Raw genomic sequence first — 14,737 nt, forward strand, 5'->3', positions numbered from 1 at the left:
CTTAATCCTCTACAAGCGGTTTTAGTGCGTTTGCTAATCGTCGAATATCCTCAACACTATGATTGGCAGTTAGCGTTATTCTTAATCGAGCCTCACCTGTGGGTACCGTCGGCGGGCGAATAGCCGTCGTCCAAAAGCCGGCTTGCTTTAGCTGCTGAGAATACTGCACCGCTTTGGATGCATCCCCCACCAAAAATGGTTTAATCGGTGTGTTTGTTTCGACATAACCCGGCAGTTGACCAAATGCGTTTTCATAAGCTTGCTGTAACGAACCAAGTTTGTCTCGTCGCCACTGCTCGGTTCTGATTTTCTTTACGCAATGAGCCAATGCATGAGCCTGTGACGGAGGCATTGCCGTTGAATAGACATGATGTCTTGCGAACTGAGTAAGATACGCTCCCATCTCATGACTACACATCACCGCTGCGCCAGACAAACCAAATGCTTTACCAAACGTGACGACCAATATATCCGGCATCACGTTAACATAATGACAACTACCTCGACCTTCTGAACCAAGGACACCAATACCGTGCGCATCGTCGACCATGAAAAGACTTTCGGTTGCTTTGCACAGTTGATTCATGTCTTGTAACGGTGCTAAGTCGCCATCCATGCTAAACACCCCTTCGGTGACAACCATAGGGGATGCGTGGCCGATAAGTTGTTTTTTAAGGTGGCTCACATCGTTATGGCGAAATCGTTTCATCTGAGCAGGAGACAGTATGCCCGCTTCCATTAATGAAGCATGGTTGAGTCGGTCTTGAAATAAGCTATCACCTTTCTCCAACAAGCTGAATAGAACGGATTGATTGGCACTAAAACCCGAACCAAACAAAATGGCTCTTGAATAACCCAACCAGTCACACAGCACATCTTCGAGTCTTTGGTGAGCGGACGAAAATCCAGTAACCAATGGTGAAGCCGCGCTACCGGCACCATACTTATCAAGGCCATCTTGCCACGCTTTTACTAAGTCACGATCATTGGCTAATCCCAAATAATCGTTACTGGAAAAATTCAGCTTTTCGCAGCCTTGGTCAGTTAATGACGACGTATTGCCACCTTCTAAACAAAGTAATGAGCGAGTTAACCCTTTGGTTTCACGCTCACTTAGCTTAGCTTGTATTCTTTTATTAAACGCTCGCATCGTAAAACAAATCGTTTTTGCTCGGTCTTGCCGCAACACGTTCTACAACACGATCAAGCAGTTCGTTTTCTTCTATTTCATCAGGTTTTTGACTCACCTGCTGGCTATTGATCCCCAGCTTTTTGAACAACTTCATATCAGAGTCTTCATCTGGGTTCGGCGTTGTAAGCAATTTACAGCCGTAGAATACGGAGTTTGCTCCAGCCATAAAGCACAGTGCTTGCATTTGTTCGTTCATATCTTCGCGGCCAGCAGACAGTCGAACGGCAGAATTTGGCATCATGATTCGTGCCACCGCTATCAGCTTTACGAAATCAAATGGGTCGACATCTTCAGCATCTTCCATTGGCGTGCCTTTTACTTTCACCAACATATTGATTGGCACGCTTTCTGGGTGAGTTGGCAAGTTCGCTAATTCGACAAATAGCCCAGCACGATCGGATGTGCTTTCACCCATACCAATGATGCCGCCAGAACAGATCTTCATTCCCGCGTCACGCACATGTGACAGGGTGTCCAGACGATCTTGATAGGTACGCGTGGTAATAATGCTGCCATAAAATTCAGGAGAGGTATCGAGGTTGTGATTGTAGTAATCCAACCCCGCATCGGATAACTCAACCGCTTGGTCTGGGGTTAGCATGCCTAATGTCATGCAAGTTTCTAGCCCCATATCTTTCACGCCTTTGATCATATCTAATAGATAAGGCATATCACGCTCTTTGGGGTTCTTCCATGCAGCGCCCATACAAAAACGCGTAGAGCCCGAGTTTCTCGCCTTAGTTGCGGCATCCAGTACGCGATCAACTTCCATCAAGCGCTCTTTGTCTACGTCGGTACGATAGTGCGCGCTTTGAGGGCAGTATTTGCAGTCTTCAGGGCAAGCACCGGTTTTTATTGATAGTAACGTACTCACTTGCACATAGTTGGTCTGTTGATGCTGACGGTGCACTTGTTGAGCTTCAAATACCAAATCCATAAATGGCATGTCTAACAGTGCTTTTACTTCTGGCACGGTCCAGTTGTGACGAGCTTCCACGTGATGTTCCTTATTATTCTGAATATTTTATGTTTCTGCTTGGCTAGTCTACCTAGCCATAATAAACTGTCAACCAATCACGATGCGAGTAGATTTACATTTGTATAAAATTTAAACGATTTTAATTGGACACATTTTATGGATTTAGCTTTCGACCGCCAGCACATCTGGCATCCCTACACTTCTACCCTTAGTCCTCTTACCTGTTACCCGGTTGTATCAGCCAAAGGGGTTTACTTGGAACTCGAAGATGGCAGCCAACTTATTGATGGCATGTCTTCGTGGTGGTCGACGATTCATGGTTATAACCATCCCGCCCTTACCAGCGCGGCAAAAAGCCAACTCGATAAAATGTCTCATGTCATGTTCGGCGGTATCACCCACCAGCCAGCGATTGATTGCTGTAAAAAGTTACTCGAAGTTGTGCCAGACAACCTTGAGCACGTCTTTCTCGCGGATTCAGGTTCGGTGGCTGTGGAAGTGAGTTTGAAAATGGCGCTGCAATATTGGCATGCTAAAGGTGAACAACGGCCAAAGTTTCTCACGTTAAGAAATGGCTATCACGGCGATACCTTTGCTGCCATGTCGGTCACCGACCCAGACAATTCTATGCACAGCCTCTACAAAGGCTTTCTACCAGAGCACATCTTCGCAGATGGGCCAAAAACCGGTTATTTCGATGACTGGGATGAAAGTGACATTGCTGACTTTGAAAATCAGCTACAACAACACCTTCAGAGCATCGCCGCCGTCATTCTAGAACCCATCGTTCAAGGCGCTGGTGGTATGCATATTTACCATCCGCAGTTCTTAGTTGAAGTACGTCGTTTATGTGATGAGTATGGGGTTCTTTTGATCTTGGATGAAATCGCAACAGGATTCGGTCGTACTGGAAAGCTGTTCGCCTGTGAGCACGCTAACGTTCAGCCAGACATCATGTGCGTAGGCAAAGCGCTCACTGGTGGGTATATGACACTTTCTGCCACACTTACCTCAAAACACGTTGCAGATACGGTATGTGGCGGTGAAGCAGGTTGCTTTATGCATGGCCCAACATTTATGGGGAACCCGTTAGCCTGTGCGGTCGCTTCAGCAAACTTAGACCTCATTCAAACCTGCGATTGGCAAAACCAAACTCAACGCATTGAACAAATCTTTGCAAAGAAACTCCCCGTGCTCGCAACGCATGACCGAGTTAAAAGCGTAAGATGGCTAGGCGCGATTGGTGTGGTAGAAACTCACCAGAACGTCAATATGGAAGAAATTCAACGGCAGTTCGTCGCGAATGGCGTTTGGATTCGCCCATTTATGAACCGAATTTATATGATGCCTCCGTTTGTATCCGAGGCGAAGCATGTAGAAACTCTCATTCGTGCCATAGAACTATCTCTCGATAATAATGAGTGTTTTACGAAATAAAGAATTTCCCATATCTGTATTCGCTTTATTTCTGTATCCGCTCTTTTCTATCCTTACAAAAAAACCTGACGCTAAAACGTCAGGTTTTTTTATTTGTACTTAGTTCTTTTAGGCTCTTAGCTTTTAGAACTTAGCCTTTAGAACTTCTAACCAATGTGCGTTACGCCGCCCATGTAGGGTTGAAGTACTGCTGGAATAGCGATACGACCGTCTGCTTCTTGGTTATTTTCTAAGATAGCAACCATAGTACGACCAACCGCAAGACCAGAACCGTTTAGTGTGTGCACTAGCTCTGGTTTCTTCTCGCCTTTACGACGGAAACGCGCTTGCATACGACGAGCTTGGAAATCCCACATGTTTGAACAAGAAGAGATTTCACGATAGGTTTCTTGAGCCGGAACCCATACTTCTAAGTCGTAAGTTTTGCTTGCGCCGAAGCCCATGTCACCAGTACATAGAACCACTTTACGGTAAGGAAGTTCTAGCAACTGCAGTACTTTCTCAGCGTGGCCAGTTAGCTCTTCTAGCGCATCCATTGAATCTTCAGGCTTAGTAATTTGAACCAATTCAACTTTATCGAACTGGTGCATACGAATAAGACCACGAGTATCACGACCGTAAGAACCGGCTTCAGAACGGAAACACGGTGTGTGTGCCGTCATTTTAAGCGGCAGATCCGCTTCGTCTGAAATCGTATCGCGAACCATATTAGTTACTGGTACTTCAGCCGTAGGAATCAGTGACAACTTCTTAAGCGGAACATCACTTACTTGTTCAGTCAGTGGGCTTGTGTGGAATAGGTCTTCACCAAATTTTGGAAGTTGACCTGTGCCGTATAAGCTGTCTGAGTTGACTAGGTACGGTACGTACATTTCGGTGTAGCCGTGCTCATCGGTATGAAGATCAAGCATGAACTGCGCAATAGCACGGTGCAGGCGAGCAAACTTACCTTTCATTACAATGAAGCGAGAGCCAGAAATCTTAACCGCACTTGCAAAGTCAAGACCACCAGACATTTCACCAAGATCAACGTGATCTTTTACTTCGAAGTCGTAAGCTTTTGGCTCACCCCAACGAGAGATCTCAACGTTTTCATCTTCATCTTTACCGTTTGGTACAGAATCGTGTGGTAAGTTAGGTACAGCCATTGTCACAGCTTCTAGCTTAGATTGCAGTTCTGCAAGATCCACTTTCTTTGCTTCAAGCTCACTGCCAAGGTTACCAATTTGCTTCTTGATCTCTTCAGCGCCTTCTTTATCACCAGCCGCCATTTTTTGGCCGATTTGCTTAGAGATGGAGTTGCGCGAGGATTGTAAATTTTCAACTTCTACTTGAATGGACTTACGTTGTTCTTCAAGTTGACGAATTGTCTCTACATCGAGGTTGTAACCGCGACGTGCTAATTTTGCAGCTGTTTCATCCAGCTCAGTTCGAAGTAATTTAGAATCCAGCATTGCTAATCCTAGGCCTTTTAGTTGGTATTGAGATAGCGACGACATCTGCGCCGCTTAGAAGAATTTCCTGACTAAGATATCCAAAAAGCACTACTTTTCATAGCGCTTTTGTGGGCTTTTTGCATCCAAACTGGCGAGATAATCTAACTTTTCACCAATTTTCGTCTCTAAGCCTCGATTTGTTGGAAAATAGTAGCGAGTTTGTGCCATTTCAACGGGGAAATATTGTTCACCTGCAGCATACGCACCCGGCTCGTCATGAGCATAACGATACTCATCGCCGTAGCCTAAATCTTTCATTAGGCTGGTTGGCGCATTGCGCAAATGATGAGGTACTTCATATTCGGGTTGGTTACTCACATCTCTAAGTGCTTGCTTCCAAGCTGTGTAAACCGCATTACTTTTTGGTGCACACGCTAAATAAACAACCGCCTGAGCGAGTGCTCGCTCACCCTCCGCAGGACCGATGCGTGTAAAGCAATCCCATGCGGAAATCGCAACTTGCATGGCTCTTGGATCTGCGTTGCCAATATCTTCAGAGGCAATGGCAAGTAATCGTCTGGCTATATAGAGCGGATCACAACCTGCGCTTATCATCCGCGCGGCCCAATAAAGAGCCGCATCTGGGTCTGAGCCTCGAACCGACTTATGTAATGCTGAAATGAGGTCGTACCAAATGTCGCCTTTGTTATCAAACCTGGCGACTTTCTCACCAGCAACTTCCGCCAACAATTCCAAGCTTATTCGCTTAGTACCCGACTTATCCTCTTCTGCCATGTCAAACAGCAGTTCAAGGTAATTGAGTGACATTCGGGCATCACCGTTGACCAATTCAGCAAGCCTATCTTGGACATCATCGTCAAATTTCGCCTCTATTTCGCCTAAGCCACGCTGCTTGTCTTCAATGGCTTGGGTGATCACCAGCCCGATGTCTTCTACGTTGAGCGAGGTTAACTTGTAAACCCGTGCACGTGATAACAATGCGTTATTGAGTTCAAAAGAAGGGTTTTCAGTCGTGGCACCAATAAAGGTGATCGTGCCATCTTCGATGTGTGGCAGAAAAGCATCTTGTTGGCTTTTATTGAAACGATGGACTTCGTCTACAAACAAAATGGTACGCAAGCCCGCCAACTTATTTTCACGAGCTTTTTCTATCGCAGCACGAATGTCTTTCACGCCAGACGTAACAGCAGAGACTCGTTCTACTTCTGCGTTCGCGTAATTTGCCGCAACTTCAGCTAAGGTGGTTTTCCCTGTGCCCGGTGGCCCCCACAAAATCATCGAGTGAATATGGCCAGCTTCTAGGGCTCGGCGCAATGGTTTGTTTGGCCCAAGAATATGCTGTTGACCAATATATTGCTCAACAGTTTGAGGCCGCATACGCGCAGCCAGTGGACGAAAATCATCACCTGATGAAAAATCTAAGCTGAAGTTACTCAATGGAAAACCTTAGTTACGCTCATCATTAACTTCGATTCCAACCGGTGGAACAAAAGTAAATCGAGAATTATCTGGTACCGTCAGATCCATGTTTTTAAAACTGAATTCACTTTTTTGGCCGTCTTGTTCAACGACTGCAAAACCTAGCACAACACCTTTATCGGTAATATCGACCAAAAATTGGCCTTGATTAGAATCCGCTTGAGTCGACTCAAGCACAAAGCTATTGCCGATTTGGCTAACCGAGTAGTTATCCCAATCACTGGCTTGGTTGCGAGTCAGTAATACAAATGGTGTTTGGCTGGTCGCCGCTTCTTGGTTATATATACTCACTTGCTCTAAGAATGGGTCGTAATACCAAAGCGATTTTCCGTCAGAGACTAATAGGTTCTCGTCAGGAACAACGGATGTCCAACGGAATAAACTCGGACGAGAAATCTCCACCTTACCTTGAGCTTCTTGAATAACAACACCTTCAGGCGTTGATACTTTTTGTTCAAAATCAGCACTAAAACCGCGATTCAATGATAGACGATCATTTAACTCTTCTTTCGGGCCAGCAAACGCTGTCGCACTCACTAACGCTAATACCGCAATCCAAATTTTCATTTATCTTATCTCTTAATATGTTTACTGCTCATTGGACAACACTTGATTCCAAAGTTCGTCAGCAGAGCGTTATTCTTTTATTGGCGGTGGTGCTAATACTTCACGATTACCATTATGGCCTGGTGCACTCACAATACCATGCGCTTCTAGCTGCTCTACAATTCTGGCCGCTCGGTTATACCCAATTTTAAATCGACGCTGAACACCGGAAACCGAGCCACGACGAGACTGAACAACGTGTTCCACCACTTGATCGAATAATGGATCATGCTCTTCTTCCCCTTCCATCTTCTCGCCGGGAAGGAGTGTATCTGCTGACTGCTCACCTTTTACTATATCTTCTATATATTGCGGCTTGCCACGTGCTTTCCAATCATTCACCACACTGTGCACATCGTCATCGGATGCAAATGCGCCGTGAACGCGAATGGTATGGCTTGAACCCGGAGGCAAATACAGCATATCACCCATGCCTAATAATGACTCTGCCCCGCCCTGATCCAAGATGGTTCTGGAATCCGTTTTAGTCGATACGGTAAAGGCGACACGAGTCGGTATGTTGGCCTTAATCAAGCCAGTAATGACATCTACCGAAGGTCGTTGAGTTGCCAATATGAGGTGAATACCCGCAGCTCGAGCTTTTTGAGCCAAGCGAGCGATCAGTTCTTCTACTTTTTTGCCCACCACCATCATCATGTCGGCAAATTCATCGACCACGACAACGATATAGGGCAGTTTTTCTAACAATGGAGGCATTTCATCCATGCTGTCGCCAGGTTGCCACAGTGGATCATGGATCGGGTGCCCAGCATCAGCGGCCATTTTCAATTTTTCATTAAAGCCTTTAATGTTACGAACACCCAGCGCAGACATGAGCTTGTAACGACGTTCCATTTCACCAACACACCAACGCAAAGCGTTCGATGCGTCTTTCATGTCAGTCACCACTTCGCTCAATAGGTGTGGGATCCCTTCATAGATCGAAAGCTCCAACATTTTTGGATCGATCATAATAAAGCGTACTTCATCAGGCGTAGCCTTATAAAGCATGCTTAGGATCATGACGTTCACACCCACAGATTTACCCGAACCGGTTGTACCCGCCACCAGCACATGGGGCATTTTGGATAGATCTGCAATAACAGCTTCACCAGCAATATCCTGACCAAGTACGATCGTGGTTGGCGATGTTGCTTCTTCAAACTGAGGGCTGTTGATTACGTCAGATAAAAACACCGTTTGGCGGCTCATGTTCGGCAGTTCTAGCCCAACGTATGGTTTACCCGGAATCACTTCAACAACACGTACGGCCATTGCAGATAATGAGCGAGCCAAGTCCATCGATAAACTGGAAATACGGCTAACCTTTACACCTGGAGCGAGATCAAGTTCAAAACGAGTGATCACCGGGCCTGGGAAAATATCAACTACTCGAGCTTTAATTTTGTAATCTGCTAGCTTGGACTCAACCAGACGAGCTATATCTTCTAGAGCCTGACGATCAATATGATTTTCTCGTTTCTCTGGATGATAAAGCAATTCTAATGTCGGCATCGGGCTGGTGGGTACCGGCAGGTTGGGTTCCGCTTGTACTAAGAATGGATTCTGAGTGCCCGCCATGTTTTTTTGAGCTTCCGAGACCATATTCTGGAAGGCCAGCGCGTCAGGATCATCCGACACCACGTCTTCCGCAACGGCCTCTTCAACAGCGGTCTCCTCAACAGCAGCCTCGTCAACAAACACTTCTTCTGCGACCAAATCGTCATTGGTGACTTCAACGTTAGGTTCTTGAATCGGCACTTCAGTTGGCGCTATTGGGGGCGATGTTGAAACATTGTCGGCTACTAACTCTGCACCCTGGGCATAATCATCCGCCTCTTCTGCAGCTTGGGTAAGCTCTTCTATTGTCGCGCCCAGTTGCCTAGTGCGATCGCTGTCAGGTTCATCTTCTTGATAACTATCAATCGGTGGTAACTCACTACTCTCAGTAGGCAAGTCATTAGTAGACGAGTACAAATCAACGTACGGTTGTTCCGAATCATGAGATTCAAGGGGTTGGTATTCAGAAGCAGTCTCGTCAAAATTGGACTGTTCGGTAACACTTTCAGCAATAGATGAGTGTTCTGTATGCCCGGTAAATAGCGGTTCTTCAACGGTATTAAAGTCGTCGATAGAATTAGAAGGCATATGAATGTTAAAACGACGCTCATCGTCTAATTGAACATCATCAACATCGGGTACTGAGGTAAATTCAGGAGCGATCAATTGAGAAGAGTTGTCATCAGGCAAATTCTGCTCAGGAATCTCTTCCTCTCGTTCGTTAAAACTTGGCGAGTCTGAAGACAGGTGAGAAAGCTCTGGTTCAAGTACCTCTTTCTCAGTACCTCGGAAACGGTTCAATATCCAGCTAACCATACCTATGGCTGAATTGCCTAACCATTCAACGATAGACAGCCATGAAATACCCGTGAGTAATGTAAAGCCCGCGCCCCACAAAAATAAAAATACGAGAGTTGTGCCTAATGTATTAAACGTCGGGATCGCTAAACTTGTCAGTACATCACCAATCGCGCCACCAGAAGAGAAATACCAGATGTCGTCAAAGTTGATATCAGCGAGGCCACAACTTGTGAGAAGAACAACAACAAAGCCCAGTAAGCGTGTGCCCCATAGCATAAAGTCGACGTCTTCTTGCTCACCGCGTTTACGGAATAAAACCCAAGTCATAACTGAGATAGCCACAGGCAGAGGATAAGCGATAGAACCAAAAACAAACAAAAGGCTATCTGCAACCCAAGCGCCAAAATAACCGCCAAGATTTTTAACTTCGCCACCCCACGATGTTTGAGACCAAGAGGGATCGGCGGGGTTAAATGATAATAATGCTATCGAAACCAGAATGGCAATCAAACACCCAACGATAAAACAGCAATCTCGCAGACGTTGTACGCCATCTAAACGGGAATTGTTGGCTGATTCTTGGGACTTGATGAAGGTTTCAACCTTTTCTTTGTTCTCTTTGAACATACTTAAACTTATGACCTAAATGGGATGGCTCTAATCAAATACACCGAGAGGCACAGGCCGCTCGGTGTATTAATTTAACCATATCAGGAGGTAAAACCCAATAAATATAGCCAATGTAACGTCTTATCGAACGTGACTGGCTAAATTTATGTCAATTATCGGGTTTTAATCACTAAGTGATTGGTTTGTTTGACTTCTTCCATAACAACATAAGTACGCGTATCGTTTACACCCGGCAAACGCAGAAGCGTATCACCAAGTAGCTTACGATAAGCACTCATGTCCGATACGCGAGTTTTCAACAAATAATCGAAATCTCCTGAAACGAGGTGACATTCTTGGATGTCATCAAGCTTCTGTACCGCATGGTTAAATTGTTCGAATACATCAGGAGCACCACGATTCAATGTAATTTCGACAAACACGAGAAGTGATGCGTCTAAATATTGAGGGTTTAAAAGTGCTGTGTACCCATTAATGTAGCCTTGTCTTTCCAAACGACGCACACGCTCTAAACATGGCGTTGGTGACAATCCCACTCTTTTTGACAATTCGACATTCGAAATACGACCATCTTTTTGAAGTTCGTTAAGAATGTTTCTATCAATTCGATCCAGTTCCTTGGACGGTTTTTTATAATTATCCACCATTTCTTCCTACCTTGTTACTTCCTTGCAATAAAATATACTACATTTTCTTAATATTCAGTATCAAATTCTTCAAAAAGAACCCTATACTAGTTGTTAATTCGACAGAATTACCCTACACATAGATAATATAACTAAAAAACACGAGGATTCAGGATGATTATTGGCGTACCTAAGGAAATCAAAAACCACGAATATCGCGTGGGTATGATCCCATCTAGTGTGCGAGAGCTTATCTCTCACGGTCACCAGGTCATAGTTGAAACACAAGCCGGTAGCGGCATTGGGTTTACTGACGAGGACTATATTGCCGTAGGCGCATCCATTCTTCCTACTGCTGCGGATGTTTTCGCTACCGCAGATATGATTGTTAAGGTTAAAGAGCCTCAAACTATCGAGCGAGCTATGCTTCGCGAAGGGCAAATATTGTTCACCTATTTGCACCTTGCACCAGATTTTCCACAAACAGAAGAGCTGATTAAGAGCAAAGCTGTCTGCATAGCTTATGAGACTGTAACAGATAATATGGGTCGTCTGCCACTATTAGCGCCAATGTCTGAGGTTGCTGGTCGCATGTCTATCCAAGCTGGTGCACAAACTTTAGAAAAATCTCACGGTGGACGTGGCCTTCTATTGGGTGGCGTACCGGGCGTTGAGCCTGCAAAAGTCGTGGTTGTTGGCGGCGGCGTAGTGGGCTCAAACGCAGCGAGAATGGCCGTGGGCCTTCGTGCTGACGTAACCATACTTGATCGTAACATCGATACATTACGTGCATTGGATGAAGAATTCCAAGGCCGAGCGAAAGTTGTTTACTCGACTGTTGACGCGCTAGAGCGCCACGTTCTAGAAGCAGACCTAGTCATCGGTGCGGTATTGATTCCAGGAGCTGCGGCTCCTAAGTTGATCACCAAAGAACACATTAAGAACATGAAGCCTGGCGCGGCGGTTGTTGATGTTGCGATTGACCAAGGCGGTTGTTTCGAAACGTCTCACGCAACTACGCACGCTGATCCAACTTATGTTGTTGATGATGTTGTTCACTACTGTGTTGCTAACATGCCTGGCGCAGTTGCACGTACATCAACGTTCGCGCTAAATAACGCAACGCTACCGTACATCATCAAGCTAGCAGATAAAGGTTACCAACAAGCCCTGCTTTCTGATGACGGCCTACTCGAAGGCCTGAACGTTATTCACGGTAAAGTAACGTGTAAAGAAGTTGCTGAAGCATTCGACTTAGAATACGTTGAAGCAAAAGCAGCGATAGCGATGTTTAACTAAAATCTGGCCATTACGCCACTTTTAGTCGGGCTTACGCCCTGAGGAATTTAAAGCTCGCTTCGGCGAGCTTTTTTGTTAACCGAAACTCACCTTTAGTTGTCTCATTTTCTATTTGCTTGAATCAGGATATTGCGAGGAGTATCACTACTATTGCAAAATTCTGAAAGCATCGTCTTATAACCATTTTGTTCCAGATACAGTGCTCTATCCAAAACAAGCCACATTTCAAGCGGTCGCTGAAAAACTTGCTGAATCAAGCTCATTCTCTCCATTTCAATAAACCTTTCCTTCCCGCTAACAAGCCAGTGTTCAAAGTTCATTCCGTCTATATCAATACTTCTCTTTTTCGCTGCCCACCTGCAAAAATGTTCAAACCCAAGAGCTAATTCGGATTTCTTGATGCTAGGTAACGGTGTATAGCGTTCGTGCTTTTTTTCGCACCGAAGAAAATTATCTAACCCGAGCCTATAAGTCATTTCCAAGTAACGATGTCTTTTAACTCGCTCTCCCCCAGTGACCGTCGCTTGCAACGGGATACGTAATTCAGACTGAGTAAGGTTAAGTTCGCTATTTCGAGCCAAATCAGACAGCGCTTGATATTGGTCACCTTGAATTAAGTGATAGCAACAAGGGGCAATGGTGAGTGCTGGTAATCCGATATTGCAGCCATGCCGTATCAAATTGACGTGTAAATCTCCGCAAGCATGCAGGGCAACAGCGTGCTGTCGATTATTCATGATGAGCGATGCGTCGTCAGCGAGCGCATCTCCCTGAACAAATGTCATCGGCAATGCTTGCTTATTCGCTTCCATCTGTCCCGAATCACACAAAGACTGTTGCCATTCGAAGCTCGTTACAGGCTGGGTTGTACTCAAGGCAAGTATTCGTCCTAGATAGCCCTTACCTGAACACCATTCCAACCACTCAGAACCTTGATGCTCGTCCAAGGACGCCTGACTCATAGCCACTATCTGATTAAGCTTTCTTCCAGGAACGCCTACCTCTGCACCGCGAGGTAGTGGTAAGGGCTGAGTATTAGTTGTAGGTAACTGAGACAAAGAGTCTAGCGTTAACACTTCGGGAATGTAACGACCAACTTCAGGGACAAGTGATGCATTATTTTGTTTATAAAACTCTATATCATCGTTCGTTAATGACATTAACCAACGGTGTAATTCGGGGGCTTGACGTAGCTGAACTGATGCCGACGTTTCAGTACTGTGAAATGGTTCAAAACGCCAGTAACGCTGGTTCGCTGTTAAAATGGCATCAATTTGAGTAAAAATAGAAAACATGAGATCCCCCTATCGCTGGCGCATTGTAGGGGGAATCTGATCGAGACGGAAGAAATTTAACGAATGGGTAGTTCAATATCCCTAAACATTTCTTCTATCTCGGCGTTGCTTTTTAAAGAGATAGCTTGTTCCACAACCGGTCTTGTTAAATGTGGTGCAAAGCGCTCAACAAAATCGTACATATAAGAGCGCAAGAAAGTTCCCTTCCTAAAGCCTATCGAAGTCGTACTCGCTCCGAAAATATGGCTTGCATCAATGGCAACCAAATCAGAATCTTGTTCTTTATCGACCGCCATACTGGCGATAACCCCTACGCCAATTCCCATTCTTACATAAGTCTTGATAACGTCGGCGTCTGTTGCCGTGAAGACGATTTTCGGCGTTAGGCCTGCGCGATTAAACGCAGTATCAAGCTCAGAGCGACCAGTAAAACCAAAAACATAGGTAACAAGCGAATACGTTGCTAAATCCTCGATGGTGATATTGCTTTTTTGTGCCAGAGGGTGATCTTTCGGCACCACAATCGAACGGTTCCAATGATAGCAAGGCAGCATTATCGCATCGTGGTATAAGTGCAAGGCCTCAGTCGCGATCGCAAAATTCGCCGTCCCTTTCGCAACCGCTTCAGACATTTGCGTAGGCGTTCCCTGGTGCATGTTTAACGCAACTTTAGGATACCGCTTGGTGAACCCTTTAATCACATCTGGTAATGCGTAACGAGCTTGGGTATGGGTTGTCGAAATATTCAGAGTTCCCATTTCTGGGTGAGTGTGTTCTCCGGCAACGGCTTTAATGCTCTCGACACGAGCCAAAATTTCTCGAGAAATACGAACAATATCTTCACCGGCCCCAGTAACTTGAGTTAAATGCTTACCGCTACGCTCAAAGATCTGAATGCCCAGTTCATCTTCAAGTAATCGCACTTGCTTACTGATCCCCGGCTGGGAGGTAAACAGGCTTTCTGCCGTGGCTGATACATTAAGGTTATGATTGACCACTTCCACAATATACTTTAGTTGCTGTAATTTCATTGTGAGCCTCGTACTCCATTACTTTGTCTGTTACGCAGTAAAACCAAATCAATCATGGCCTACCATATGTAATTATTTACTCTCATATAAGTATTAGTTATAACGCGATAACCTTGCAATTAACAGTAAAAATCGGACATTTAGCTCACGGATATATCACCATCAACTATAGTAATAAAAGAGTTTTGCAAGCAGCCCCGCATTATTGGTGGCTAAAATACGGTTTTTCATTAAGTTTCTTGATAGTTAAGATAATAATGTAATTTGTTACTTTCTTAGATGCTGTTATACGAAAGTTCGTGTATCCTCTAAAGTTAGCTTTTTGTACGGAATGCAGACTTAAGT

At 45.1% G+C, this 14,737-nt stretch carries 11 protein-coding genes; 2 read left to right on the forward strand and 9 right to left on the reverse strand.

The genetic code is table 11. The features are described 5' to 3' along the window. Position 1: 1 nt before the first annotated feature. Both bioF and bioB read right to left on the reverse strand, forming a co-directional pair. Positions 2–1,150 (reverse strand): 8-amino-7-oxononanoate synthase, encoded by a 1,149-nt coding sequence (gene bioF / locus VTAP4600_RS05075; protein ID WP_102521795.1) that lies wholly within the window; start codon positions 1,148–1,150, stop codon positions 2–4. Then, a complete protein-coding gene (bioB, locus tag VTAP4600_RS05080) occupies positions 1,137–2,189 on the reverse strand; it encodes a biotin synthase BioB (protein WP_102521796.1) in 1,053 nt (350 codons plus the stop codon). The genes bioF and bioB overlap by 14 nt, the downstream gene beginning before the upstream one ends. 138 nt (positions 2,190–2,327) lie before the next feature. Here bioB and bioA point away from each other — a divergent pair, with 138 nt between their 5' ends. Beyond that, the gene (gene bioA / locus VTAP4600_RS05085) at positions 2,328–3,608 is read left to right on the forward strand and encodes an adenosylmethionine--8-amino-7-oxononanoate transaminase (protein ID WP_102521797.1); all 1,281 of its coding nucleotides are present in this window, start codon (positions 2,328–2,330) and stop codon (positions 3,606–3,608) included. 146 nt (positions 3,609–3,754) lie between these two features. On the opposite strand, the gene serS is transcribed toward bioA, so the two are convergent. The 5 genes from serS to lrp all read right to left on the reverse strand — a co-directional run bounded on the left by serS (position 3,755) and on the right by lrp (position 10,788). Next, complete coding sequence (gene serS, locus VTAP4600_RS05090; protein ID WP_102523913.1) at positions 3,755–5,062, reverse strand: serine--tRNA ligase; 1,308 nt, start codon at positions 5,060–5,062, stop codon at positions 3,755–3,757. A 90-nt stretch (positions 5,063–5,152) separates the two neighbouring features. Then, positions 5,153–6,502 carry a replication-associated recombination protein A gene (locus VTAP4600_RS05095; protein ID WP_102521798.1) on the reverse strand — a complete coding sequence of 450 codons (1,350 nt, stop codon included), beginning with the start codon at positions 6,500–6,502 and terminating at the stop codon, positions 5,153–5,155. A 9-nt stretch (positions 6,503–6,511) separates the two neighbouring features. Then, positions 6,512–7,111, reverse strand: a complete 600-nt coding sequence (gene lolA / locus VTAP4600_RS05100; RefSeq protein ID WP_102521799.1) for an outer membrane lipoprotein periplasmic chaperone LolA — start codon at positions 7,109–7,111, stop codon at positions 6,512–6,514. A gap of 69 nt (positions 7,112–7,180) precedes the next feature. Further along, positions 7,181–10,138: a DNA translocase FtsK gene (locus VTAP4600_RS05105; RefSeq protein WP_102521800.1), complete on the reverse strand. Its 2,958-nt coding sequence runs from the start codon at positions 10,136–10,138 to the stop codon at positions 7,181–7,183. A gap of 155 nt (positions 10,139–10,293) precedes the next feature. Next, a complete protein-coding gene (gene lrp / locus VTAP4600_RS05110) occupies positions 10,294–10,788 on the reverse strand; it encodes a leucine-responsive transcriptional regulator Lrp (RefSeq protein ID WP_102521801.1) in 495 nt (164 codons plus the stop codon). 153 nt (positions 10,789–10,941) lie between these two features. Here lrp and ald point away from each other — a divergent pair, with 153 nt between their 5' ends. Next, entirely contained in the window at positions 10,942–12,066 is a 1,125-nt protein-coding gene (ald, locus tag VTAP4600_RS05115) for an alanine dehydrogenase (protein WP_102521802.1), read from the forward strand. Positions 12,067–12,167: 101 nt separating this feature from the next. Here ald and VTAP4600_RS05120 read toward each other — a convergent pair whose 3' ends face one another. Beyond that, complete coding sequence (locus VTAP4600_RS05120; RefSeq protein WP_102521803.1) at positions 12,168–13,361, reverse strand: methyltransferase; 1,194 nt, start codon at positions 13,359–13,361, stop codon at positions 12,168–12,170. Between the two features lie 56 nt (positions 13,362–13,417). Continuing rightward, positions 13,418–14,392 carry an HTH-type transcriptional regulator CysB gene (cysB, locus tag VTAP4600_RS05125; protein ID WP_102521804.1) on the reverse strand — a complete coding sequence of 325 codons (975 nt, stop codon included), beginning with the start codon at positions 14,390–14,392 and terminating at the stop codon, positions 13,418–13,420. Positions 14,393–14,737 lie beyond the last annotated feature (345 nt).

This window comes from Vibrio tapetis subsp. tapetis (assembly GCF_900233005.1).
In the GTDB taxonomy this organism is placed as follows: Bacteria; Pseudomonadota; Gammaproteobacteria; order Enterobacterales; family Vibrionaceae; genus Vibrio; species Vibrio tapetis.